The sequence below is a fragment of the Actinomadura sp. 9N215 genome (assembly GCF_044326345.1).
In the GTDB taxonomy this organism is placed as follows: Bacteria; Actinomycetota; Actinomycetes; order Streptosporangiales; family Streptosporangiaceae; genus Spirillospora.
The window spans coordinates 22499-46059 of record NZ_JBIRBA010000001.1; the positions used below are offsets into that span (position 1 = coordinate 22499).

The 23561-nt window shown below is 71.8% G+C and carries 20 protein-coding genes; 5 read left to right on the forward strand and 15 right to left on the reverse strand.

Annotated elements, in window-relative coordinates; translation table 11 throughout:
• Nucleotides 1-36: 36 nt before the first annotated feature.
• The 4 genes from fmdA to ACH34T_RS00130 all read right to left on the reverse strand — a co-directional run bounded on the left by fmdA (nucleotide 37) and on the right by ACH34T_RS00130 (nucleotide 4518).
• Complete coding sequence (gene fmdA, locus ACH34T_RS00115) at nucleotides 37-1284, reverse strand: formamidase (protein WP_395989803.1); 1248 nt, start codon at nucleotides 1282-1284, stop codon at nucleotides 37-39.
• Nucleotides 1285-1344: 60 nt separating this feature from the next.
• Nucleotides 1345-1974 (reverse strand): AmiS/UreI family transporter, encoded by a 630-nt coding sequence (locus ACH34T_RS00120; RefSeq protein WP_395989804.1) that lies wholly within the window; start codon nucleotides 1972-1974, stop codon nucleotides 1345-1347.
• 9 nt (nucleotides 1975-1983) lie between these two features.
• Entirely contained in the window at nucleotides 1984-2265 is a 282-nt protein-coding gene (locus tag ACH34T_RS00125; RefSeq protein WP_395989805.1) for a zinc ribbon domain-containing protein, read from the reverse strand.
• Nucleotides 2266-2667: 402 nt separating this feature from the next.
• Entirely contained in the window at nucleotides 2668-4518 is a 1851-nt protein-coding gene (locus ACH34T_RS00130) for a CocE/NonD family hydrolase (RefSeq protein WP_395989806.1), read from the reverse strand.
• A gap of 704 nt (nucleotides 4519-5222) precedes the next feature.
• Here ACH34T_RS00130 and ACH34T_RS00135 point away from each other — a divergent pair.
• Nucleotides 5223-6854 carry a carboxylesterase/lipase family protein gene (locus ACH34T_RS00135; protein WP_395989807.1) on the forward strand — a complete coding sequence of 544 codons (1632 nt, stop codon included), beginning with the start codon at nucleotides 5223-5225 and terminating at the stop codon, nucleotides 6852-6854.
• Nucleotides 6855-6945: 91 nt separating this feature from the next.
• On the opposite strand, the gene ACH34T_RS00140 is transcribed toward ACH34T_RS00135, so the two are convergent.
• Both ACH34T_RS00140 and ACH34T_RS00145 read right to left on the reverse strand, forming a co-directional pair.
• Nucleotides 6946-8427: a benzaldehyde dehydrogenase gene (locus tag ACH34T_RS00140; protein WP_395989808.1), complete on the reverse strand. Its 1482-nt coding sequence runs from the start codon at nucleotides 8425-8427 to the stop codon at nucleotides 6946-6948.
• Nucleotides 8428-8456: 29 nt separating this feature from the next.
• Entirely contained in the window at nucleotides 8457-9215 is a 759-nt protein-coding gene (locus ACH34T_RS00145) for an SDR family NAD(P)-dependent oxidoreductase (protein ID WP_395989809.1), read from the reverse strand.
• Between the two features lie 105 nt (nucleotides 9216-9320).
• Between ACH34T_RS00145 and ACH34T_RS00150 the strand changes: the two genes are divergently transcribed.
• Nucleotides 9321-10088, forward strand: coding sequence for an IclR family transcriptional regulator (locus tag ACH34T_RS00150; RefSeq protein WP_395989810.1), 768 nt, complete (start codon nucleotides 9321-9323; stop codon nucleotides 10086-10088).
• A gap of 96 nt (nucleotides 10089-10184) precedes the next feature.
• Entirely contained in the window at nucleotides 10185-11774 is a 1590-nt protein-coding gene (locus tag ACH34T_RS00155; protein WP_395989811.1) for a thiamine pyrophosphate-dependent enzyme, read from the forward strand.
• A 19-nt stretch (nucleotides 11775-11793) separates the two neighbouring features.
• Here ACH34T_RS00155 and ACH34T_RS00160 read toward each other — a convergent pair whose 3' ends face one another.
• Nucleotides 11794-12636 carry an SAM-dependent methyltransferase gene (locus ACH34T_RS00160; RefSeq protein ID WP_395989812.1) on the reverse strand — a complete coding sequence of 281 codons (843 nt, stop codon included), beginning with the start codon at nucleotides 12634-12636 and terminating at the stop codon, nucleotides 11794-11796.
• Between the two features lie 122 nt (nucleotides 12637-12758).
• Complete coding sequence (locus ACH34T_RS00165) at nucleotides 12759-13988, reverse strand: DUF5753 domain-containing protein (protein ID WP_395989813.1); 1230 nt, start codon at nucleotides 13986-13988, stop codon at nucleotides 12759-12761.
• A gap of 200 nt (nucleotides 13989-14188) precedes the next feature.
• Between ACH34T_RS00165 and ACH34T_RS00170 the strand changes: the two genes are divergently transcribed.
• Nucleotides 14189-14974, forward strand: a complete 786-nt coding sequence (locus ACH34T_RS00170; RefSeq protein ID WP_395989814.1) for a hypothetical protein — start codon at nucleotides 14189-14191, stop codon at nucleotides 14972-14974.
• Nucleotides 14975-14984: 10 nt separating this feature from the next.
• Nucleotides 14985-15896 carry an LLM class flavin-dependent oxidoreductase gene (locus tag ACH34T_RS00175; protein WP_395989815.1) on the forward strand — a complete coding sequence of 304 codons (912 nt, stop codon included), beginning with the start codon at nucleotides 14985-14987 and terminating at the stop codon, nucleotides 15894-15896.
• An 88-nt stretch (nucleotides 15897-15984) separates the two neighbouring features.
• Here the strand turns inward: ACH34T_RS00175 and ACH34T_RS00180 are convergent, their stop codons facing one another.
• From ACH34T_RS00180 to ACH34T_RS00210, 7 genes are all read right to left on the reverse strand, one after another.
• Nucleotides 15985-16875: an alpha/beta fold hydrolase gene (locus ACH34T_RS00180; RefSeq protein WP_395989816.1), complete on the reverse strand. Its 891-nt coding sequence runs from the start codon at nucleotides 16873-16875 to the stop codon at nucleotides 15985-15987.
• Nucleotides 16876-17017: 142 nt separating this feature from the next.
• Nucleotides 17018-18058, reverse strand: coding sequence for an NAD(P)H-dependent flavin oxidoreductase (locus ACH34T_RS00185; protein WP_395989817.1), 1041 nt, complete (start codon nucleotides 18056-18058; stop codon nucleotides 17018-17020).
• Nucleotides 18055-19725 (reverse strand): AMP-binding protein, encoded by a 1671-nt coding sequence (locus ACH34T_RS00190; RefSeq protein ID WP_395989818.1) that lies wholly within the window; start codon nucleotides 19723-19725, stop codon nucleotides 18055-18057. The genes ACH34T_RS00185 and ACH34T_RS00190 overlap by 4 nt, the downstream gene beginning before the upstream one ends.
• A gap of 3 nt (nucleotides 19726-19728) precedes the next feature.
• Nucleotides 19729-20520: an enoyl-CoA hydratase/isomerase family protein gene (locus tag ACH34T_RS00195; RefSeq protein WP_395989819.1), complete on the reverse strand. Its 792-nt coding sequence runs from the start codon at nucleotides 20518-20520 to the stop codon at nucleotides 19729-19731.
• A 2-nt stretch (nucleotides 20521-20522) separates the two neighbouring features.
• Nucleotides 20523-21710, reverse strand: a complete 1188-nt coding sequence (locus ACH34T_RS00200; RefSeq protein ID WP_395989820.1) for a CaiB/BaiF CoA transferase family protein — start codon at nucleotides 21708-21710, stop codon at nucleotides 20523-20525.
• On the reverse strand, nucleotides 21707-22447 hold the full coding sequence (locus ACH34T_RS00205) for an enoyl-CoA hydratase/isomerase family protein (RefSeq protein ID WP_395989821.1): 741 nt from the start codon (nucleotides 22445-22447) through the stop codon (nucleotides 21707-21709). The genes ACH34T_RS00200 and ACH34T_RS00205 overlap by 4 nt, the downstream gene beginning before the upstream one ends.
• Nucleotides 22440-23459 carry a hydroxymethylglutaryl-CoA lyase gene (locus tag ACH34T_RS00210; RefSeq protein ID WP_395989822.1) on the reverse strand — a complete coding sequence of 340 codons (1020 nt, stop codon included), beginning with the start codon at nucleotides 23457-23459 and terminating at the stop codon, nucleotides 22440-22442. Before ACH34T_RS00210 ends, ACH34T_RS00205 begins: the two co-directional genes overlap by 8 nt.
• Between the last annotated feature and the right edge of the window lie 102 nt (nucleotides 23460-23561).

Genomic DNA, 23561 nt, shown 5'->3' on the forward strand with positions numbered 1-23561 from the left:
GTCCGTCAGGACGAGCCGATGTCAGGACGAGACGTGTCAGGACGAGACGGCGCACTGGCCGCGGTCGGCGCGGCGCGGTCCGTCGGCCGTCGGGCGGATGTCGAAGTCGAAGATCTCGGTGGGCAGGTAGAGCGAGCAGCAGGCGTTCGGGATGTCGACCACGCCGCTGACGCGTCCCTCGATCGGAGCGGCGCCGAGCAGCAGGTACGCCTGCTCGCCGCTGTAGCCGAACGTCTTGAGGTACTCGATGGCGTTCAGGCAGGCGTTGCGGTACGCGACGGTGGCGTCGTTGTAGTAGTTGGTGTTGGTGGCGTGGTCGACGGAGATGCCGATGAACGACACGAACTCGGAGTAGCGCGGTTCCACGTTTCCGGGCATGAAGATCGGGTTGGTGGTCACGCCGTACTTCGCCATGCCGCCCTTGATGAGGTCGACGTGGAAGTCGATGAAGCCGCCCATCTCGATGGCGCCGCAGAAGGTGATCTCCCCGTCGCCCTGGCTGAAGTGCAGGTCGCCGCCGGACAGCATGGCGCCGGCCACGTGCACCGGGTAGAAGACGCGCGCACCGCGGGTGAAGTTCTTGATGTCGTGGTTGCCGCCGTTCTCGCGCGGCGGGACGGTGCGGGCCCCCTCGGCGCCGACCCTGGCCAGGGCGTCGCCGGTGAGCGTGCCGGCGAGCGTCCCGTCCGGGAGCGGCGGCAGCGCGAGCGGCGGCACCCGGGTCGGGTCGGTGTCGATGAGCGCCTGCTCGCGGGTGTTCCAGCGCGCCAGCAGCTCCGCGGACGGGGCCGTCCCGAACAGCCCGGGGTGGGTGATGCCGGTGAACCGGACGCCCGGGATGTGCCGCGAGGTGGCCTGCTGGCCGTGGAAGTCCCAGATGGCCTTGTAGGCGTCCGGGTAGTGGTCGGTGAGGAAGCCGCCGCCGTTCTGCTTGGCGAAGATGCCGGTGTAGCCCCAGCCCTGCCCGGGCTTCGGCCCGGTCTCCTGCGGGACGGGCCCGATGTCGAGGATGTCGACGACGAGGAGGTCGCCCGGCTCGGCGCCCTCGACGGCGATGGGGCCGCTCAGCATGTGGCAGGGCGCGAGGTTGACGTCGCGCACGTCGTTCGCGGAGTCGTTGTTGCCGATCTGGCCGTCGGTCCACTCCCGGCATTCCACGCGGAACTCCGCCCCTGGACGGACGGTCGCCGCCGCGGGGATGTCCGGGTGCCACCGGTTGTGGCCGGGAACGTTCTGGTCGCCCATCGACCTGGCCTGGTCGACGCTGAAGACGACTTCTGGCATGAGTGCCCTCCCAGAGTTGTTGCGTTGAACTGTTTGCGGTGTGCGGTCGCGACTGGCGGGTCAGGGGCCGGTGGCCGGTTCGGCGGGCGCACCGGTGCCCGTGCCCGTCCGGCGGGTGAGCGGCCACAGCCCGACGACGATGACGACGACGCAGACGGCCCAGATCACGGCGTACTTGCCCGCGGACGAGTAGTTGTCGGTGATCAGCAGGAACGCGGGCAGCGTCGTCGTGCCCAGCGCGTTCGCGAGGGTCACCCATCCGGTGTAGTCGTTCAGCTCCGCCCGCTTGAGCCCGAGGAGGAGGAAGAACAGGAACCACAGGAACGCCCACGAGAGCCAGATGACCCCGAACGGGTAGTCCTCGACGTCGAAGAAGTTCACCGCCGAGAAGACGACCGCGGAGAAGGCGACGAACAGCGAGAACCAGCCGACGCCCGTGCTGTCGAGGTTGGCCAGGGTGCCGATGCCGACGTAGAGGTAGGTGAAGCCGAACAGGTAGATGCCGGCCGCGGCGCTGATCGCCGCCGTGTCGGTGCCCGCCTGGACGAGCAGGATCGTCGGGAACACGACCTGCATCGCGCCCACGAACAGGTTCATGATGGCGGCGGCTCGCGGGTCGACGCGTCCGAGGATCATCACCGCGTTGATGAAGAGGACGGCGCCGACGTAGAGCAGACCTACGCTTGCCATGAGATCCCCCTAGGGCCGCGGTAGCAGTGCGTGGCGCGGATCGGACGGCGGCTTGGGACCGCGGCGCTCCGGCGCCGGCGTCCGCACCACCCGGGGCTCGTGCCGGCTGGCCTCCTGGGCGTCCAGCGCCCGCGTGATCGGGGCGCCCGGACGGGTGAGCGACGGTGCGGTGAACACGCGGCGGGCGGTGCCGTCGCATTCGGTGCAGCGCCGCTCGGGACCTGCCCCGCCCATCGGGAGCGCGAGATCGAACGGGCCGCAGCGCGCGCAGCGGTACTGATACGTCACCATGACGGGCCTCCCGGCTGCCCCTATGTGATGCTTACTTTCTGAAGAAAGTATTTCTTCCGGAAGCATCCGTCAATGAGGTGATGTGGGTCTTCCCGATTCGTGGGCGGCAAACCCCGGTCGGGAGACGAATCGGCACCGCGGCCGCGGCCGGGGTCGCGGAGCGCGGGCCGGAGCCGTGCGGTGACGTCCTGCTAAGGGGCGGCAACGACCGCCGGGGGCGTAGTTCACGCTCGGCCGCCGCGCGCGGGTCGCGCCTCCCTGCAGCCGCTCGGGGCGGCGCGTTCCGATGCCGTGCGACAGGCCCGTTTGGGTGGCTAAGTACTGTCGCTAGAAACATTTTCGAGAAGTGCGGTGCCCCGGGCCGCCAGGTTCGGCGGGCCCGGGGCACCGTTCCGGAACGGGTCAGCCGATCGGGGTCGGCATGATCGGCAAGGTGATCGAGGACGGGTGCTCGGCGTCGTGCAGGACCGTCTGCGAGGCGACCCTCGTCCGCATGTCGGTGCCGAACGTGTGCCCGGTGTTCGGGTTGCGGTCGAACATCGGGAAGTTGCTGCTGGAGACCTCAAGGCGGATGCGGTGGCCCGCCTTGAACACGTTGCTGGTCGGCCAGAGCTTGATCGTGTACTTGTAGACCTTCCCCGGGCGGATCAGCGACGGGCGTTCCAGGGACACCCGGTACCGCGCCCGCTGGATCCCGTCCCGGATCAGCATCGAGCTGCCGTCCGGGTGGACGTCGGTGAGCTTCGCCGTCCAGTCGGTGTCGCGCGCCGAGGACGAGGCGTACAGCGTCACCGAAATCGGGCCGGTGACCTCGGTGTCCTTGGCCAGCGGCGGCGTGCTGTAGACGAGGACGTCCCGCCGCTGCTCGACGACCCGCTGGTCCTGCGGCCCGCCGGGCACCGAGCTCTGGAACCGTCCGCCGAAGCTCGGCACCGGGTTCTCCGGGTCGTACCGGTAGCGGTCCGCCTCCTCCTTGCCGGGCTGGACGGTGCTGAGTGCGCCGCCGCCCGTCAGCGTGTTCGCGTCACCCTTGCTGTGCAGGTAGTACGTGGTGTTCTGGGTGCCGGGGATCGGCCAGGAGCCAGCTGTGCGCCACTTGTTCGCGCCCATCACGAAGATCTTCACGGCCGGGTCCGTGTCGGTGCCGTTGCGCTCGCCCTTGAGCCAGCGGTCGAACCAGCGGAGCTGCACCTCGTTGATCGCGACGACCGCGTCCGGGCCGAAGTCGAGCGCGCCCGTCCGGCGGCCGGAGCCGCCGTGCGACCACGGCCCGATCAGCATCTTCGCGCCCTCGCGGGCCGTCCGCGACCCGCCCTCGGCGCGCATTCCGGCGAAGTTCTCGACCGTCCCGTTGAGGAAGATGTCGTACCAGCCGCCGTAGTTCAGCGCGGGAACGGTGATCTGCGGATACCGCTCGCGGGTGCTCCACCGCTTCCAGTAGGCGTCGTTGCTCGGGTGCTCGACCCAGTCGTAGTAGTACGGCGCGACGCGCTCGTCCTTCGGGTACAGCGGCGGCCACTTCTTCAGCGGCAGCGACCAGTACCACTTCCGGAACAGGTCACGGGACGCCTGGCTCATCTCCGCGCTCAGCCTCTCACCGTCGGGCAGGCGGTCGACCGAGCTGTTGGCCAGGGAGAACAGCGGCCAGTCCTGGGTGAACGACTGGTACATCGCGCCGCCCTCGTACGTCCAGCCGTCGTAGATGTCGGACGACGTGAACGCCGGGATCATCGTGACCAGGTGCGGCGGCTTGAGGGCGGCGGGCAGCCACTGCGTCAGCCCGGGATAGGAGAAGCCGTACATGCCGACCTTGCCGTTCGAGCCCGGCAGCTTCGCGGCCCACTCGATGGTGTCGTAGCCGTCGGTGGCCTCGTGCCGGTACGGGTAGAAGGCGCCGTCCGACTTGTACTGTCCGCGGACGTCCTGCGAGACGACCATGTAGCAGTTCTGGGCGTAGAAGTCGGGGTCGGCGTAGAAGATGTTCTCGGCGCGGTCCTTGTTGTAGGGCAGCCGGATCAGGAGGACGGGGGAGCTCTCCTTGCCCTTCGGGGTGAACACGTTGGAGCGCAGGACTGTGCCGTCGCGCATCGTGGTGGGGACGTCCCGCTGGACGGTGAACTCGCACTTCTCGCCCGCCGCCCCCGCGCGGTCGGCGGCGCTGGCGCCGGGCGCGGCCGCCGCGCCGGCCAGCAGCACGACCGCCGCCCCCAGCGACAGCCTCCGGCCCCGGCCCGCTCCGCCCACCCTGGTCATTCGCCGTCTGGTTCGCATCGACGCATCCCTTCCGGATCGACATTCGACGTCGTCGGGCGGAGCATCACATGATCACAAGTGGTGGTCAGGAGGGGGCGGCGGCCGCTGCGCCGAACAGCCCGCCCCGCGCGTCGAGCACCGGGGGCGGGTGCGCCCAACGGTCCGGAAAACACGATGATCAGTCCGTTTTGCGGAGATTGTCCGTAATCTTGCGAGACCGCCGGGGGCGGGGTGAAAACTTCGGGCCCGAACGACCGCCGGTCGCAGAGATCCGACCGCTCACCGATCCGCCACGCCGGTCGCCGCTCGATCGTGGCCACTGACCGAACACGCCGGGACCAGGCTCTATCCGGCTTCAGAACGCCATCTTAATCTTCGGATCACCCGCGATCATGGTGCGCGCGCACCACATCCGGCACGAGTCAAGGCGCCACCGCCGTCGCCGGCCCCAGAGACAGATCCGCAACCCCTTCGCCTACGCCGCCCGCCTGGACGAGAGCCCCGGCGCCTCGCCGGTTCCACGACGGTGCGGCCGTTTCCCCGCGCCCCATTCCCCGCGCCCCTATTCCCCCTGCGAACCTGTTTCCCCGCGAACCTGTTTTCCGCGATCCCTGTTTTTTCGCGACCCTGTTTTCCCGCGATCATGGCGCCTTCCGTTCTCCGGGGGGCGCCGTCCATTCCCCCGCGCGAGAGAGAAGGTCGGCATGGAGCCGAAGAAACTCCGATGGCCCGCAGTCGTCGCGGCCGCGGCGGCGGCGATGTTGTTCACCGCCCCGGCGTCCGCATCCCCCGCGTCCCCCGGATCCGCGACGCTCGCCGAGGCCGCCGAATGCGCGTCCGGCACCACAGTCAGCACGGACAAGGGAGTCGTGTGCGGGACCGAGACGGACGGCGTCAAGTCCTGGCTCGGCATCCGCTACGCCGCCCCGCCGGTCGGTGAGCTGCGCTGGGCGCCGCCCGAGCCCGCACACGCCTGGACGTCGACGTTCCCCGCCACCGAGCGGGGCAACAACTGCCCGCAGGCCGACGGCCTCGGCTCCGGATCGACCAACGAGGACTGCCTGAACCTGAACGTCAGGGCGCCCGCGAACGCCGGTTCCAAGCGGCTGCCCGTCATGGTCCAGATCCACGGCGGCGGGTTCAGGTTCGGCACTCCCGCCGACGGCAGCCACCTCGTCCGGTCCGGCAACGTCATCTCGGTCGAGGTGCACTACCGGCTGGGCATCTTCGGCTTCATGTCGCACAAGGACCTGGGCCGCAATTCCGGGAACTACGCGTTCCAGGACCAGCAGGCGGCGCTGCGCTGGGTGCAGAAGAACATTTCCCAATTCGGCGGCGACCCACGCAACGTGACCATTTTCGGCGCGTCCGCCGGCGGGTCGAGCGTCTGCGCGAACGCCGTGTCCCCCACCGCGCGGGGGCTGTTCCAGAAGGGAATCGCGCAAAGCGGCGAATACAATTCGCTGCTCGGCACGAACACGTCGTGGCAGCCGCAGGACTGCAAGTCCGAACTGCCCTCCGCGGACGAGGCGCACCGCATCAATGAGCGGTTCGCGGCCGCCGTCGGCTGCGGGGACGCCGCCGACACCGCCGCCTGCCTGCGCCAGGTGCCGGTGAAGACGCTGCTCGACAAGTCCGGCAACGGGATGGGCCCCGACCAGGGCACGATCGCGCCGGTCGTCGACGGCAAGACCCTGACCATGTCGATGGCGAAGGCGTTCGCCACGGGCCGCGTCAACGACGTCACGCTCATGCACGGCGTCGACCGCGACGAGACCCAGCTCGCGTCCGCCAACACGCCCGCGGACTACGAGCGGATGGTGCGGCAGCAGTACGGGCGCTACGCCCCGCAGGTGTTCGCCCGTTACCCGCTGGACCGCTTCCCCGACCCGTCGGCGTTCATCGCCTACCGCACGCTCGTGGCCGACTCCAACTCGGTCTGCCCGTCCCTGCTCAACCACAAGCGGATGTCGCGCAGCATCAAGGTGTACGCGTACCAGTCCGACAACTCCGATGCACCGCCGGCGAGCTTCCTCGACCAGACCAAGCCGAACGGCGCGTTCCACGTCCTGCTGAACCAGTTCCTGTCGCCCCGCCCGGGGGCGCAGCTGACCCCCAACCAGAAGGCGTTCGGCGCGCAGATCACCGCCCAGTGGACGGGCTTCGCCCACACCGGCAGCCCGACCGTTAAGGGCACGCCCCTGTGGCCGCGGTTCACGCGCCACAACCCGGACGTGATGGCCCTCGCCCCGGCCGGCGACAGCGAGCTGACGCGGGAGATCGCCCGCCAGCACCACTGCGACTTCTGGGACAGGCTCACCCCGTACAACCACTGATCCCTGACGACCGCCGACCCTTGGGATCGGCCGACCGATGACGGTCCGGGCCGGGCGCCGGAGTCCCCACCGGCACCCGGCCCGGACCTCGCTAGTACGGGTACTCGGGCAGTTCGCTCTGCGCCGTCACCCAGCGGGTCTCGGTGTACGCCTCCAGGTTGTGCGCGATGCCGCCCATCCGGGATCCGTTGCCGGACAGGCCCGTCCCGCCGAAGGGGATGACGGCCTCGTCCGACACGGTCTGGTCGTTGATGTGGACGGCCCCGGACGGGATCCGCCCGGCCAGCTCCAGCGCCTTCAACCCGTCCCCGGACAGGATGCCGAGGGACAGCCCGTACTCGCTGTCGGCGGCCAGCGCGACGGCCTCGTCCGCGGTGTCGAACGCGACCACCGGGGCGACGGGCCCGAACACCTCCTCCGCGTAGGCGGGGGCTTCGAGGGGCACGTCGGCGAGCACCGTGGGCCGGTAGAACAGGTCCTCGTAGGTGCCGCCCGCCGCCAGCCGCGCGCCGGCGTCCACGCTGGCGGTGACCAGCCGGTGGACGTTGTCGCGCTGCCTCACGTCGATGATCGGCCCGAGTGCCACCTGTCCGCCGGACGGGTCGCCGACCGGGAGCCGGTTGGCGCGCTCGGCCAGCGCGGCGACGTAGTCGTCCGCGATCCGCCGGTCGACGAGGTGGCGGCCGGTGGCCATGCAGATCTGCCCCTGGTGCGTGAACGAGCCGAACGCCCCGGCGGACGCGGCCCGCGCGACGTCCACGTCCGCCATCACGATCAGCGCCGAGTTCCCGCCGAGCTCCAGGTGGACGCGCTTGAGGTGCTCCCCGGCGAGCCGCGCGACGGCGCGTCCGGCCCGGGTGGAGCCGGTGAACGCGATGATCCGCACGGCCGGGTCGGTGATCAGCGCCTCGCCCGCGTCGGCGCCGCCGGGCAGCACGCTGAGCAGCCCGGCGGGCAGCCCGGCCGCCTCGAAGATCCGGGCGATCGCGACGCCGCCGCAGACGGCGGTGCGCGGGTCCGGCTTCAGGACGACCGCGTTGCCGAGCGCCAGCGCGGGCGCCACCGACCGGATCGCGAGGATCAGCGGGAAGTTGAACGGCGCGATGACGCCGACGACGCCGGCGGGCACGCGCTGGGAATAGCTGAGCCGCGGCTGCTCCGAGCGCAGCACCTCGCCGACCGGGTGGGACGCGAGCGCCGCGGCCTCGTAGCACTCCTGCGCCGCGGTCCGCACTTCGAGCGCGGCCTTCGGCGGCACGCTGCCCGCCTCCCGGACGATCCACTCCTCGATCTCGGCCGCGTGCTCCTCCCACAGCGCGCCCGCACGGCGCAGCACGGCGGCGCGCTCCTGGTACCCGGCCGCCGCCCAGGCGCGCTGCGCGTCCACGGCCCGGGCGGTGGCGCGGCCGACGTCGCCGGGCGTGGCCGATCCCAGCCGGGCGAGCTCCTTCCCGGTGGCCGGCTCCACCACGGCGTAGTCGCCGCCGCTGCCCGGCGTCCACTCGCCGAGGAAGACGTGGGACGTCCAAGCCGACCCGTTCAGCAGGGTCGCCGGTTCGTTCAGCACGGTCATGGCGTTCTCTCTCCGGTTCGGTGGGACGGTCAGACGCTCATGCCGCCGTCGGCCACGAGCGTCGTGCCGGTGGTGAAGCTGCTCTCGTCGGACGCGAGGAAGAGCATCGAGGCGGCGATCTCGCGGGCCGCGGCGTGCCGGCCGAGCGGGATCTGCTCGTTGAAGAACGCCGTCGCGTCGGCTCCGATGACCTGGCCGAGGCGCTTCTCCAGCCCCGCCTGGAAGTCGTTGTCGACGGGACCCGGATGGATCGTGTTGACCCGGATGCCGCGCGGCGCCGCCTCCTTCGCGACCGACCGCATCAGCCCGACCTGCGCGTGCTTCGCCGTGATGTAGCCGGACACGCCCGGGTCCCCGCGCAGCGCCGCGACGCTGGACGCGATGATGATGCTCCCGCCCGCGTCCATGTGGCGCAGCGCGTGCTTGCAGACCAGGAACGCGCCGCGCACGTGGACGGCCAGGACGGTGTCGAACTCGTCCGCCGGGTACTCGGTCACCGGCTCGATGGGGCCGGTGACGCCCGCGTTGGCGATGGCGACGTCGAGCCGTCCCCAGCGGTCCAGGACGGCGGCGACGCAGGCGGCCACGTCGTCTTCGACGGTGACGTCCGTCCGGTGGCCGGCGGCGCGGTCGGTGCCGAGCGTGCGCACCGCGGCGTCCAGAGCGCTCTGGTCCCGGTCGGCGAGCAGGACGCGCGCGCCTTCGGCGAGGAACCGCTCGGCCGTGGCCATTCCGATGCTGCCCGCACCGCCGGTGATCAGGCATGTCTTCCCGTCAAGCCGTGACACGGCCTGCCTCCTTCACGGTTGGTTCGTGTGCGAACGCTTCCACCGGGTATCAGTGGACGTCTCCCCGTACTATCACTCAGCGGAAAAGTCGACCGGGAGGTGACCATGGCGGGCAACGCCGTCGAACCCGGCCGGACGGTGCTGAGCCGCGCGCTCGCGATCCTGGACTCCTTCACCGAACGGCGGCCCGAGCAGACGCTCGGGATGATCGTCCGGGACACGGGGCTGGCGCCCGCGACCGTCCACCGGCTCCTGGCCGAGCTGGTCGAGTGGGGCGCGCTGGAGCGGCACGGGCGCGGCCGCTACCGGATCGGCCTGCGGCTGTGGCAGCTCGGCGCGCTCGCGCCGCGCGGGCGGCGGCTGCGCGACGTGGCGCTGCCCTACCTGGAGGACCTGTACGAGGCCACGCACCAGGTCGTGCACCTGGTCGTCCGGGACGAGGACCAGGCCCTGTACGTGGAGAAGCTGTCCGCCCGCCCGCAGGTCGGCGTCGTGTCGCAGGTCGGCGGACGGCTCCCGCTGCACTCGACGGGCCCGGGCAAGGTGCTGCTCGCCTACGCGCCACCGGAGGTGCGGGAACGGCTGCTGAGCGGCCCGCTCGCGCGCGTCACCCCGGCCACGATCACCGACGCCGCGCGGCTGCGCACGGTGCTCGCCGACATCCGCGGGACGGGCTACTGCCTGAGCCGCGACGAGATGACCATGGGCGCCTCGTCCGTCGCCGCGCCCGTCTTCAGCCGTCCCGGGGAGATCGCGGCGGCCATCTCCGTCGTCGTGCCGAGCCGCACCGGCAACCTGGCGCCGCTCGTCCCGGCGGTGCGCGCCGCCGCGCTCGGGATCTCCCGTGCGCTGCGCGACGAGGTTTTCCGCTGAGTGAGAGGACCGGTCCCCGGGGCGCCGCCGGGGTGGGACGCTCGGCGTCGTCCCCCGACGGATCGTCACCTGTCGTCACTTTCGGAAGGAGCGCCCGTGGCCCACGATGTCCGCGGTCTCATGTTCGACGTCCTGCGCGCCCACGGCCTGACGACGCTGTTCGGCAACCCGGGCTCGACCGAGATCTCCCTGCTCACCGATCTGCCGAACGACCTGACCTTCATCCTCGGCCTGCACGAGGGGTCCGTGGTCGGGATGGCCACCGGCTGGGCGATCGCGCACGACCGGCCCGCGGCGGTGATCCTGCACACCACGGCCGGGCTCGGCAACGCGGTCGGCGCGCTCGCCACCGCCCGCGTCAACCGGGCGCCGCTCGTCGTGATCGTCGGCCAGCAGGACCGCCGCCACCTGGCGTTCGAACCGTTCCTCACCGGCCGCCTCGACGGCCTCGCCGGCGAGTACCCCGTCTGGACGGAGCAGCCAGCGCACGCCGGCGACGTCCCCGGCGCCGTCGCCCGCGCCGTGCACGAGGCCCAGACCGGGCACGGTCCCGCGCTGGTCATCGTCCCCATGGACGACTGGACCGTTCCCGTCGAGGACGGCGCGACGCTCCCCGCCCCGGACCTCGTCCGGACGTCCACGCGCCCCGACCCCGCCACCGTCACCGACCTCGCCGACCTGATCAACGGGGCCGCCAACCCGGCGATCGTCGTCGGCGCCGGCGCGGACGACCCCGCCACCTGGGCGGCGCTGACCGCGCTCGCGGACCGGCTGAGCTGCCCCGTCTGGCAGGAGTCCTTCGGCGCCCGCGCGGGCTTCCCGCAGGACCACCCGCGGTTCGCCGGGCATCTCCCGGCCGGGCGGGCGGGGCTGCGCAAGAAGCTCGCGGGGCACGACCTCGTCCTGTCGGTGGGCGCTCCGGTGTTCCGCCAGTACCACTTCGAGGCCGGTCCGCTGCTGCCGCCGGGCTCCCGCGCGGCCGTGATCAGCCAATACGCGGAGGAGGTGCATCGCAGCCCCGCCGAGCTGGCGATCCTCGGCGCTCCCGCCCCGGTGTGCGAGGCGCTGCTCGACGTCGTCGACGACCGGCCCGAACCGGCCGTGCCCGTCCGGCGCACTCCCGTCCCCGTCCCGGACTACAAGGGCGTGCTCATGCCGGAGCACGTCTTCAGCGCATTGGCCGTACGGCTCGCCCCGGACACGGTCCTGGTCGAGGAGAGCCCGTCCAGCCGTCCGCTGCTGCACGACATGGTCCCCGCCCGCGCGCCGCTGGGTTTCGTCAGCGCCGCCATGGGCGGGCTCGGGTTCGCGCTACCCGCGGCCACCGGGCTGCGCATGGCGCTGCCCGACCGTCCGGTGGTCGCGGTGGTCGGGGACGGGTCGTCCATCTACGGCATCCAGGCCCTGTGGAGCGCGGCGCACTACGCCGTCGGCGCGCTGTTCATCGTCATGTCGAACGGCGCCTACGCCATCATGGACCGGCTCGCGTCGGAGAAGGGGCACGGCAAGGCGCCGTGGCCGCAGTTCACCGAGGTGAGCATGTCCGGACTGGCGGAGTCGCTGGGCTGCGACGCCATCCGGGTGACCGACCTCGAAGGGCTCCACGAGCGGCTCGACGCCATCATCCCCACGCTGGCGGAACGCACCGAGCCGCTCCTGCTGGACATCGCCGTCGGGACGCCGTGACCCGTCCCGCCCGGTTCGGCTAGGCGGTCTTCTTGGCCACGCCGCCCCAGCCGTCCACGGCCACCGACGGGCCGAGCGGGCTGTGGTCGGGACGCCACCGATCGAGCCGCACGACGCCGGGCTCGACCTGGACGAAGCCGTCCAGGAACCGGGTGATCTGCTCGGGGCTGCGCAGGACGTAGGGGATGGACCCGCCCTCGTTGTAGAGGCGGGTCGCCTCCACGACCGCGTAGTCGGTGTTCGTGCCGTCGTAGACGGTGAGGTAGCTGCCGACGGGCAGCGCGGCCTTGAGCCGTTCGACGATCGAGCGGGCGAGCTCGTCGCCGTCGGTCATGGGGATGTGCCCGAGGACGCCCATCAACATCAACGCGATGGGCCGGTCGAAGTCGAGCTTGGTCCGGGCGACGTCGATGATGGTCTGCGGGTCGTGCAGATCGGCGTCGATGTAGTCGGTGCCCTCCACGTCGTTGCTGGTCAGCAGGGCGCGCGCGTGGGCGAGGACGAGCGGGTCGTTGTCGACGTAGACGATGCGCGACTCGGGCGCGACGCGTTGCGCGACCTCGTGGGTGTTGTCGTGGCTGGGCAGCCCGGTGCCGATGTCGAGGAATTGGCGGACTCCCTCGTCCCGCGCCAGGAACTGGACGACCCTGGAGATGTAGTAACGGGATACGCGGGCGAGGTCCCTGACGCCAGGATAGATCGCGGCGAACTGCTCGCCGGCCTGCTGGTCGATGGGGTAGTTGTCCTTGCCGCCCATCCAGTAGTTCCAGATGCGGGCGGAGTGCGGCACGGACGTGTCGATCCCCGCCATCAGATCCTTTTCGGCTTCTCGCCAGGAGAATGAGGAATCGCCGGAACTCATCGCAACCTCCATCGACGCGGCCCCGCTGACTCCACCGGGTGAAGCGCAGGGGCGCTTCACGAAATGATCCGTCCTGCGGCCAGGAAATCAAGACGGCGGCGGGGTGACAACCCGTTGCGCGGTCACTTTTCCGTGAACGTGCCCGCGTGCAGGCGGCGGAGCATGTCACGGGTTTCGCCGGGAGTTAGGGCCTCGATGCTGAGCCGGTCGAGTACCTGGCCGAAATGGAGCATATCCGCGGGGTCGGTGGGGTAATCGGCACCGCCGAGCTGTTCGAGATAGATCACATCGGGCAGTGTCGCCTCGGCGAAGCGCAAGGCGGTCACCGGCCCACCGGCCGCAGCATATCCTCCCTTGCTCAGCGGCATCACCTGAATCCCGATGTTGGGGCGGCAGGAGACCGCGAGCAGATGCTCCAGTTGCGCCCGCATCGTGGCGGTACCGCCGAACCCGCGGCGCAGGACGGCCTCGTCGAGGATCGCCCAAAGCCGCGGCGGGTTCGGCCCCCACAGCCTCTTTTGCCGCAGCATTCGCAATTCGACCCGGCGTTCTATCTGCGTCTCGGGAGCCGCCGCGTGTTCGAGCCTGACGACGGCGTCGGCGTACTCGGGCGTCTGGAGCAGACCGGGGACGAATTGGTTCTCATAGGATTGGATGAGCCGTGCCGCCTGCTCCAGCTCCAGATAGAGCTCCACGAATTCGGGGACGACGTCCTGGTAGCGGTGCCACCAGCCCGCCGTTTTGAAGCGCCGGGACAGCGCGTCCAGTGCGGCCCTGCCCGGTTCCTGGTCTCGCCCTTGCCCGCGGCTTCCAGAGGTGCGGCGAACGGAACGCCGAGCGGGCCGGTAAGCGGAACGATAAGCGGATTGGCCGGCGGATCGGCGGGCGCCCGCCGCCACCGGGACGTTCGGCGCGCCGGACGCCGCGTGCCCGATTCCGGGCGCCGCGATTTCCGCGGCGCCGGGCGATTCATCGGCCGGGGTCGGCGCCTCCCCGGGCAGTTCATGGAATCGGCGCCACGATTCCTCGTATCGGGCCTTCCATTCCTCCAGGGTGCCGAGATCGTCGGGGTCGACGCCGTTCCGGGACGCGATCGCCCGCAGGACGGTCACGAAGGACGCCACCCACGGCCATTTGGGCAGGTTCTTTCCCTGGCCGGACAGGATGCGCTGGGTCGTGGAGCGCTTCAGTTCCTCCACGCGCAGCGTGCGCGCCTGCACCGGGGTGGCGAACTTGCGCGACAGCGCCTCCGCCTCGAGGAGGGTGGGCGGCCCCGCCTTGATCCAGATGTCGTTCAGTCCGGAGATGAAACGGGCGAGTACGACCGCCGGGTCATCATTGGACGCCGTCATGGCTTCACCGTACACATTTCCCGCGGCCCGGCCCTGGCCCGCGCCCGTCCTCTCCGCAGCAAATACCGACAAAATGGGCACGAGTGATATACACCAGAATTCTTCGGCCGGTGCTGCGTCCCAACTCATCCCATCCCGCGCGGATTGCCCGACAACACCGCCACAGTGGTTCCGGACCTTTCGGAGAAGGGAGAATCCGCATGCTCGACACCGCACCGGGGATGATGTCGCTTTACACCATCTGGGCCGCCCGCACCGGACGCGTCCTCCGCGACGCCCCGGCCAATGAGCTGACGCCTGACGAGCTGATCGAATTCTGGGCCGACGATCTTCTGGAAGAGCCCTTCGGCGGGACGCGCGTCCCCGCGGAACTGCCGCTGCCGATGCACACGACGCTGCTCGCCGTCGACGTCGTCGGCTTCGGCCGGCGCTGCCCCGACACCGCGGCCCAGCGGACCGTGCGGCGCGAGATGTACGAGCGGCTCGGCCGGGCGTTCGCCGCGACCGGCCTGCCCTGGGACGCCTGCCGCCGCGAGGACCGCGGCGACGGGGCGCTGATCGTCGCGCCCACCGGCGTCGACCCCGTCGCCTGCCTCGACCGGCTCGCGCGCAACCTGGCGGTCATCCTGCACCACCGCAACCGGTTCGCCGACGACGGCGCCCGGCTGCGGCTGCGCGTGGCCGTCCACCACGGCTACGTGGAGCGCGACGCGTACGGCGTCTTCAGCCCCGCCACCTCGCACCTCTTCCGCCTCCTGGACGCCGGCGAGTTCAAGGACGCCCTCCGGACCGCCGGCGCCGACCTCGGCCTGATCACGTCCGACACCCTCTACACCCAGCTCTTCGCGCGGGCCGCGCCGCGCGGCGACGGGGCCGTCGCCCCCGCCGGGTACCGGATGATCCGGGTGAACTGCAAGGAGATCCGCCACGCCAAGGCCTGGCTCTGGCTGCCGTCCGGCCTGGTCACAGGGCTGGAAGATCGTTAAAATAGGCGGAATGCGCTTCTCGATCTCCATTCCGCAGGACCTTCCCGACGGCGGGTTCGACCCGGCCGGTTTCCGCGCCTTCCTGCGGCGGGCCGAAGAGCTCGGCTTCGACGGCGCCTGGACGCAGGAGCAGGTCCTCGGGGCGGCGGCCCGGTCGAGCCCGCTGGAGACCATGACGTACGCGGCCGCGTGCACCGAACGGATCCGGCTGGGCTGCGCCGTGTTCGTGAGCACGCTGCACAACCCCCTCCACCTCGCCAAGAGCCTCAGCACGCTGGACCAGCTGAGCCGGGGACGCGTCGAGGTCGGCGTCGGGGTCGGCAACGCCGGCCCGGCGCTCGCGGCGTTCGCCGTCGATCCGGACAGCCGCGTCGCCCGGTTCACCGAGGGCCTCGACCTGATGAAGGCGTGCTGGACGCAGCCCCGCGTCACCTTGGACGGACGGTTCTGGCAGCTCGACGCCGCCGCCATGGAACCCAAGCCGTTCCAGAAGCCGCACCCTCCGCTCTGGTTCGGCGCCCGCCACCCGAACGCGCTGCGACGCGCCGTCCGGCACGGCGACGGTTTCTTCGGCGCCGGGTCCGCGACGACCGCGCAGTTCGTCGACCAGGTGGGCGGCGTGCGTGAGGCGCTGGCCGAGCAGGGCCGCGATCCCGCGACCTTCTCGATCGCCAAGCGCGTCTACATCGGGGTGGACGACGACACGTCCCGCGCCCGGAAGCGGGCGGCCGACACCCTGCAGCGGTTCTACGCGCGGGACGACCTGCTCTCCGTCGCCGTCTTCGGCCCCGCCGACGAGTGCGTGCGAGGGGTCCGCGAGGTGATCGACGCGGGCGCCGAGATGGTGCTTTTCACCCCGCTCTTCGACGACGCGGAGCAGATGGAGCGGCTCGCCGCCGAGGTCATGCCCGCGCTGGGCTGACCCCCGTCACCACCCGGAAGGCCGGGGAGCCCACGCGGAAAGCCGGGGAGCCCGCAGCAGGATCGGGCTCCCCGGCGCTCAGGCGCTCCTAGCGCGAATGCTTGCGCAGGAACCTGCGCAGGACGGGGTTGTAGATGTCCGACCGCTCCCACTGCGGAGCGTGGCCGGACTCGCTGGCGACGACGGTCTCCACGTTGCGGAAGTGGCTCGCCATCACCCGCTGCACGGACGGCGGGCTGTAGAGGTCGCCGTCCCCCCACAGCAGCAGGGTCGGCACCCTCAGCCGCTCCACGTCCGCCCAGGTGGGCTTGGTGAGGTACGGCTGGCCGACGTCGCTGGTCGAGGCCCGGTCGTGGATCTCGGTCCAGGCCGCCATCCCCTCCGGGTTGAGCGCCCGGTAGGACGGCCCCAGCTCGATGAAGCTGGCCGGCATGTCGTTGAAGCCCGCCGGCCGGAGCCGCCGGAGCATGTCGACGTAGTCCTGGTTCGTGACGCTGGTCAGGCTGCCGCTGATCGAGAGGCTGAGGAGGCGCTCCTCACGGGTCAGCGCGTAGTCGAGCGCCACTCCCCCGCCGTAGGCCACGCCGACGAGGTGGAACTTGCCGATGCCCAGGTACTGGACGAGCGAGTGCAGGTCGTCCGCGCCGGTTCCCGGGTTGGCCGGGTCCGGCGCGCTCGACTTGTACGCGCCGCGCATGGAGAAGCCGATGACGCGGTGCCCGGCTTTGGCGAAGTAGGGCTGCTGGTACGGCCAGACCTCCCCGCTGCCGCTGCCGGGGTGCATCAGGATGATCGGGGTCCCGCGGCCCCCGGTGTCCCAGTACCACAGGCGTCCGCCGGGCACCGGAGCGTATCCCTCGCGGGCCGGGACCTGCTCGGGAATGGGAATGATCTTGAGTGGGGAGCCGGTCCACGGATCGCCGCCCGCGGCGGCGGACCCGCCGCCGACGGCGAACGCCGCGCCACCGGCCGCCAGCATCGTGGCACCTCCCAGGAGTCCTCTTCGGCCGATTCTCGGAGCGGAGGCTACCCGCTCGGCCCTGTCATCGTTGATCGTCATTCAAGACCTCCCAGATCTTGATTCGGCTGACTCTCCCCCGAGTCCTTGGGGTGGCGGGGGGCTACCAGGCTGGGAGCGATGTGGCGGCCGGCTGGGCTGGACACTCGTCGGCGGGCCGCACCTCTGGCAGGCGGCCGAGCGTGGCGGCGTACTCCTCGACGATCCGCTCGACGATACGCGCCGCCGGCAGGATCGCGTCGACCAGGCCGGCCGACTGGCCCAGCTCGACCTTGCCGCCGGCGACGTCGCCGTCGACGGCCGCGTGCCGCAGCGTGGACGCGGTGAACTCGGCCCGGCGGCGTTCCAGTTCCGCGCCGGCGTGCTCCAGCTCCGCCATCCGGGCGGCGAAGTCGTTGGCGAGCACCCGGATCACGCCGAGGCCGCGTCCCACGGTCCGGGTGTCGCCGGTCCCGGCGGCGAGGACGGCCTCCTTGTAGGCGGTGTGGACGTTCGACTCGGCGCTGGCGATGAACCGGGTGCCGAACTGCGCGGCGCCCGCGCCCAGGGACAGCGCCGCGGCCAGGCCCGCCCCGTCGGCGAACCCGCCCGACGCGACGATCGGCGTCCGCGGGAACCGCCGGGCCACCGCCCTGACGGTGACCAGCGTGGACACGAGCCCGGGCGGCGGATGGCCGCCGGCCTCGGCGCCGACGACGACGAGGCCGTCGACGCCGGCGTCCATCGCCTTGGCCGCGTGCTCCTCGGTGGACACGACGTGCAGGCAGATCGTCCCGGTGTCGCGGAAGCGGTCCAGGTAGCGGCTCGGCCCGCCCTGCGAGGCGATCAGCACCGGGGGGCGCCTGGCGACGAGCAGGTCGATGACCTCGTCCACGCCCTTGCGGTACAGCGGCAGGTTCACCGCGTAGGGACGGCCCGCCGCCTCGGTGCCCGCCGCGACCTCGGCGATGGCGCGGTCGAGGTCCGGCAGCCGCATCGGCCCCGCGGCGATCACGCCGAGCCCGCCCGCGTTCGACACCGCGAGCGGCAGCGCGGCGTTCGACGACGCCCACGACATGCCCGCCTGGACGATCGGCAGGTCGCAGCCCAGCAGGCGCGTGACCGGCGTGTCGATCCGCGCCGTCCGGCCCGGTCCGCCCGTCATCTGGTCTCCACCGAGTCGAGCAGCCGCCGCGCGTGCTCGGCGAGGTGCCGCTTCTGCACCTTGGAGCTGGCCGTCATCCCGAACTCCTCGAAGCCCGCGACGATCCGGACGTGGTGCGGGACCTTGAAGCGGGCGAGCCGCTCCCGCGCCCAGGCGATGATCTCCTCCGGCTCCGCCGCGCAGCCCTCGGCGAGGACGACGAACGCGAACGGCACCTCCATGAGGCGCTCGTCGGGGACGCCGACCACCGCCGCCTGCTTGATCTTGGGGTGGCCGTGCAGGACGTCCTCGACCTCGGTCGGCGCGACGTTCTCGCCGCCGACCCGGATGAGCTCCTTGGCCCGCCCGACGAATTCGAGGCGGCCGTCGTCGCCGAGCCTGCCGAGGTCGCCGGTGCGCAGCCAGCCGTCAGGCGACAGCGTCTCCGCGGTCTCGTCCGGCATGGCGTAGTAGCCGCGCATCACGTTCCAGCCCCGGACCAGGATCTCGCCGACGTCCCCGGCGGGGAGGTCGCGTCCGGACTCGGGGTCGTGGATGCGGACCTCGACGCCCGGCTCGGGCAGCATCCGGCCGCCGGCGCGGACGTCCTCGGGCTCCCACCACGCCGACTGCGCGACGTTCGGCGACGCCTCCGACAGCCCGTAGCCGACGACGCACTCGGACGCGCCGAGCTCGTCGACGATCCGGCGGACGACCGCGGGCGACGCCGCCGCCCACGCGCCCCGCAGCCTGAGCCGCCGCCGTGGACGGTCCGGGTGGTTCAGCAGCATCAGCGCGATCGTGTCGTTGCCGGAGAAGTGGGTGCAGCGCTCCTCCTCGATCAGCCGGAGCGCCTCGCCGGCCTCGAACCGGTCCATGGTCACGACCGTGGCGGCGTGCTGGACGCAGGCCAGCACCGTCAGGGTGCTCCCGGCGGCGTGGAAGAACGGCCGCGCGCTGTGGAACCGGTCGCCGGCGCGCAGCCCCAGCCGCTCGCCGGAGAAGAACGCGTCGGCGCACATGTTGAGCTGCGTCAGCAGCACGCCCTTCGGATGGGACGTCGTCCCGGACGTGTACTGGATCAGCACCACGTCGTCGGGCGTCCCGGACGGCTCGACCGGGCCCGCGGCGCCCGCCCTGAAGTCGTGCCACGACCGCGCGGCGGCGGGGACGTCGGCGGTGCCGTTCCGTCCGAGCACGACCACCGACCGCAGGTCGGGCAGGTCGGCGCCCGGCAGCTCCGCGTCGACGGCCGGGCAGATCTCCCGCAGCACGGCGATGAAGTCGATGTTCAGGAACCGGTCGGCGACGAACAGCGTCGAGGACCGCGACTGCCGCAGCGCGTACGCGATCTCCGGCGCGCGCCACCGGGTGTTGATCGGCACGGTCACCGCGCCCAGCGACCCGATGGCCAGGAAGAGCGTCACCCATTCCGGCCCGTTGCCGAGGCAGACGGCCACATGGTCGCCGCGCCGGACGCCCGCCGCCGCCAGCGCCGCGCGGACGGCCGCGACCTCGGCCTCCAGCGCCGCGTAGGTGATGCGGCCGTGCGAGGCGACGACCGCCTCGACGTCCGGCCCGATGGCCGCGGCCCGGCGCAGCGCCTCGTGGACGGTCAGCGGGCACACCCCGTCCAGCACGCCGTACGAACCCGATCCCGAACCCGAACCCGATCCCGTCGGTCCCATCGGTCAGCTCCCCTCCTGCGCCGCCGCCCGGCTCCGGCTCTCGCGCATCGCGGAGGCGAAGTCCTCGACGCCGCCGCGCCAGCCGCCGTCGGCGAGGCAGCGCTCGATCGCCGCCATCTCGATCCGGATCCCCTTGGGCAGGTCGGTCTCCGAGCCGAGGTCGATCGCCTGCTTGGTCAGCGACATCGCGAGGCGGGGCGCGCTCGCGATCGTCGTGGCGACCCGCTCGCCCTCCGCCGCCAGCTCGGCGGCGGGGACCGTCCGCGCGACCAGGCCCACCGCCGCGGCCTCGTCGACCGGCATGGTCCGGGCGGTGAACAGCAGCTCCTTCGCGCGGCGCTTGCCGATGACGCGCTGCAGCCGCTGCGTCGCGCCTACCGTGCCCCAATGCGGTTCGGGGAAACGGAAGGTGGCGTCGTCGGCGGCGACGATGAAGTCGCACGACATGGCGATCTCGCCGCCCGACCCGACGACCGCGCCGTGCACCAGCGCCACCACGGGCTTCGAGCAGCGTTCGATGGCCTCGTACGCGGCGAACGAGGCGAGGCGGCGGCGCCGGACCCAGCTCTCGTCGCGCCCTTCGCGCTCCTTGAGGTCGGCCCCGGCGCAGAACGCGGGACCGTTCGCCCGCAGCAGGACGGCCCCGACGCCGTCGTCGGCGTCCAGGCGCGCGAACGCCTCGCTCAGCCCGTGGCACATGGGGAGGTTCAGCGCGTTGCGCGCCTCCGGCCTGTTGAGCACGACGTGCGCGACACCGTCGGCCTCGTGCACCAGCACCGGATCTTCGTCGCTCACCGCTAGATGGTCCCTTCTTCGCGTAGCCGGGCAACGTCCGCCCGGTCCAGTCCCAGCAGCTCGGTCAGCACGGCCTCGGTGTCGGCTCCGAGCAGCGGCGGGACGCCCGGCTCGGGGTATTCGGTCTCGTCCAGGCGCAGGGGGGTCCGCAGGGCGGAGAACCTGCCCTCGGTGGGGTGGTCGAAGTGGCCGACCATGCGCCGCGCTCCGATGTGCGGGTCGGTGAGCGCCTCGCGCGCGGACTTCACCTCGCCCGCCGGGACGTCCACGGCCCGCAGCGCCTCGGCCAGCTCGTCCCGGGGCCAGCGGCCGACGGCCGCGCTGAGCTCGGCCTTCACGCGGTCGCGCTGCGCGAGCCGGCCCTCGTTGGCCGCCAGCTCGGGGTCGGCGGCCAGCTCGTGCAGGCCGAGGACACCGCACAGCGGGGCCCAGTGCTGGTCGCTGCCGCTGATGTGCAGCCAGCCGCCGTCCGCGCACTGGAACGCCTCCGACGGGACGCGCCCTGGGTGCGCGGTGCCGGTGCGTCCCGGGTCCTCGTCGAGGGCGAAGATCCGGGCGGCGGCGAGGGCCAGCAGGCTCGCCTGGACGTCCATCATCGCCAGGTCGACGTGCCCGCCCCGGCCGCTGATGCCCCGCTCCATGAGCCCGGTCAGCGCGGAGATGACGATCCACAGCCCCGAGGTCATGTCGGAGACCGGGATGCCGACCTTGGCGGGCGGGGTGTCGGGGTGGCCGGTGAGCGACATGATCCCGGAAAGCGCCTGGAAGACGGTGTCGTACCCCTTCCGGTCGGCGTACGGCCCGGACTGCCCGAAACCCGTGCTGGACACGTAGATCAGGCCCGGGTTCAGCGCCGCGAGCGCCTCGTAGCCGAGCCCGTGCTTGTCCATCGTGCCGGGCATGAAGTTCTCCACCAGCACGTCCGCGCGGGCGGCGAGGCCGCGGGCGATCTCCTGGCCGCGCGGGGTCCGCAGGTTGAGCGTGACCGACCGCTTGCCCCGGTTGAACGCGAAGAAGTAGGCGCTCTCCCCGGCGGGCAGCTTCGGCTCGAAGGCGCGGGACTCGTCGCCGCCGCCCGGCCGCTCGATCTTGATCACCTCGGCGCCGAGATCGGCGAGGATCTGAGTGGCCAGCGGCCCGGCGAGGACGCGGCTGAAGTCCACCACGGTGACGCCGTCCAGGGGTCTCATGCGCCCGCCCCCCGGAACCCGCGCATGATGGTGTTGACGTCGCCGCCGGTGCGCATGGCCTCCGCGAACGGCAGGTCGGCGACCCGGTAGAACAGGTTCTTCGCGGCGGCCATGGCGAGCGGGTTCACCTCGGCCCAGCCGGACGCGATCTCCAGGGCGGCCTTCTCGGCGTCCTGCGGCTCGGCGACCCGGTTGGCGAGGCCGAGCGCGGCCAGTTCGGCGGCGTCCAGGATGCGGCCCGTGCTGATCAGCTCGAAGGCGAGCTTGCGGCCGAGGTTGCGCTGGAGCCCGGTCATCACGATCGCGGGGACGATCGAGTGCCGCACCTCCGGGTAGCCGAACTTCGCGTCGGCCGCCGCGACCATCATGTCGCAGCCGATCGCGAGCCCCGCCCCGCCGCCCATGGCGGGGCCGTGCACCACCGAGACGATCGGCTTGGTGAGCTGCTGCAACATCATCTGGGTGCGGGTCGTCAGCTCGGCGCGCCTGATGACGGCGTGCTGGTCGGCGGGCGTCAGCCCGGCGAACTCCGACAGGTCGGCGCCGGAGCAGAAGCCCCGTCCCGCGCCCGTGAGGACCACGGCGCGGACCGCGTCGTCCGCGTCGGCGTCGCGCAACGCGTCGTACAGGGCCTGGGTGAGCTCCGTGTTGAGCGCGTTGAGCTTGGCCGGACGGTTCATCCGCAGCACGCGGACCGCGCCCTGATCCTCGACGATCAGCACCTCGGACTCAGGCATTCTGTTCCACCTCTCCACCGGCCGCCGCTCTACCGGCGACCGCTCCACCGGCGGCCTTTCCGCCGCCAAGCTCCCCGCCGATCAGGCCGAATCCCGCGCGGGCCACCATGCTGTGCAGCGGACGGCCCAGCGCCCGCTCGCACCGCTCCGACGCCGCCAGGACCTTGCCGAGGTCGAGCCCGGTGGCGACGCCCTCGGACTCCAGCAGGTTCACCAGGTCCTCGGTGCAGACGTTCCCGGTCATGCCGCCGCCGTACTCGATCTGCGCCGGGTGGCCGCCGACGCCGCCGAACGAGCTGTCGAAGTCGCGGCAGCCTGCCTCCAGCGCCGCCACGCAGTTCGCCAGCCCGCTGCCGCGGGTGTTGTGGAAGTGCGCGACGACCGGCGGGGCCCCGGGCGCGTTCGCCGGGATCCGGCGGAACATGTTCTTGACGGCCGTCGGCGTCGCCATGCCGGTGGTGTCGCCCAAGGTCACCATGTCGACGCCGAGGTCGGCGAACCGGGCCGCGTCGGCGGCGACGACGCCGGGGTCGACCGCCCCCTCGAAGGGGCAGCCGAACGCCACCGAGATAACGCCGACCAGCCGGAACCGTCCGGCCGCGAGCCGCACCATCTCGGTCACCCGCTGCCACTGTTGCTCGCGGGTGGCGCGCATGTTCCGCTGAGTGTGCGACTCGGTGGCCGACACCAGCAGGCTGAGCTCCGTGGCGCCGTGCCCGGCGTCGAGATCGGCTATGGCGCGTTCCACAGCGCGCGGATTCGGACAGGTCGCCTTGTAGGCGACGCCGGCGGGCCCTGCCTTTCGCGACGCCAGCCCGGCGAGCACCGCACTGGCGTCGCGAAAGGCCGGAACGCGCTCGGGGTGGCTGTAGCTGGTCGCTTCGATCCGCGCGAAGCCCGCGTCCGCGAAGGCGCCGATCAGGTCGAGCTTCACATCGGTCGGGACGTAGGTGTTCTCGTGCTGGAGCCCGTCGCGGGCGAAGCACTCGCAGATCGTGGCGCGGTCGGCCATGCGCGTCCGCCTCCTAGGGGAGCGTCGATGTCGTCAGGGCGAACAGGTCGTCACAGCAGGAATATAACCTACTGTTGACAACATCAACACCCAGCCTCGGCG

Bases quoted from the DNA above. Each gene is read 5' to 3' on its own strand.
- fmdA (WP_395989803.1), bottom strand. From the start codon at position 1,284: ATGCCAGAAGTCGTCTTCAGCGTCGACCAGGCCAGGTCGATGGGCGAC.
- ACH34T_RS00120 (WP_395989804.1), bottom strand. From the start codon at position 1,974: ATGGCAAGCGTAGGTCTGCTCTACGTCGGCGCCGTCCTCTTCATCAAC.
- ACH34T_RS00125 (WP_395989805.1), bottom strand. From the start codon at position 2,265: ATGGTGACGTATCAGTACCGCTGCGCGCGCTGCGGCCCGTTCGATCTC.
- ACH34T_RS00130 (WP_395989806.1), bottom strand. From the start codon at position 4,518: ATGACCAGGGTGGGCGGAGCGGGCCGGGGCCGGAGGCTGTCGCTGGGG.
- ACH34T_RS00135 (WP_395989807.1), top strand. From the start codon at position 5,223: ATGGAGCCGAAGAAACTCCGATGGCCCGCAGTCGTCGCGGCCGCGGCG.
- ACH34T_RS00140 (WP_395989808.1), bottom strand. From the start codon at position 8,427: ATGACCGTGCTGAACGAACCGGCGACCCTGCTGAACGGGTCGGCTTGG.
- ACH34T_RS00150 (WP_395989810.1), top strand. From the start codon at position 9,321: ATGGCGGGCAACGCCGTCGAACCCGGCCGGACGGTGCTGAGCCGCGCG.
- ACH34T_RS00160 (WP_395989812.1), bottom strand. From the start codon at position 12,636: ATGAGTTCCGGCGATTCCTCATTCTCCTGGCGAGAAGCCGAAAAGGAT.
- ACH34T_RS00165 (WP_395989813.1), bottom strand. From the start codon at position 13,988: ATGACGGCGTCCAATGATGACCCGGCGGTCGTACTCGCCCGTTTCATC.
- ACH34T_RS00170 (WP_395989814.1), top strand. From the start codon at position 14,189: ATGCTCGACACCGCACCGGGGATGATGTCGCTTTACACCATCTGGGCC.
- ACH34T_RS00175 (WP_395989815.1), top strand. From the start codon at position 14,985: ATGCGCTTCTCGATCTCCATTCCGCAGGACCTTCCCGACGGCGGGTTC.
- ACH34T_RS00180 (WP_395989816.1), bottom strand. From the start codon at position 16,875: ATGCTGGCGGCCGGTGGCGCGGCGTTCGCCGTCGGCGGCGGGTCCGCC.
- ACH34T_RS00185 (WP_395989817.1), bottom strand. From the start codon at position 18,058: ATGACGGGCGGACCGGGCCGGACGGCGCGGATCGACACGCCGGTCACG.
- ACH34T_RS00190 (WP_395989818.1), bottom strand. From the start codon at position 19,725: ATGGGACCGACGGGATCGGGTTCGGGTTCGGGATCGGGTTCGTACGGC.
- ACH34T_RS00200 (WP_395989820.1), bottom strand. From the start codon at position 21,710: ATGAGACCCCTGGACGGCGTCACCGTGGTGGACTTCAGCCGCGTCCTC.
- ACH34T_RS00205 (WP_395989821.1), bottom strand. From the start codon at position 22,447: ATGCCTGAGTCCGAGGTGCTGATCGTCGAGGATCAGGGCGCGGTCCGC.
- ACH34T_RS00210 (WP_395989822.1), bottom strand. From the start codon at position 23,459: ATGGCCGACCGCGCCACGATCTGCGAGTGCTTCGCCCGCGACGGGCTC.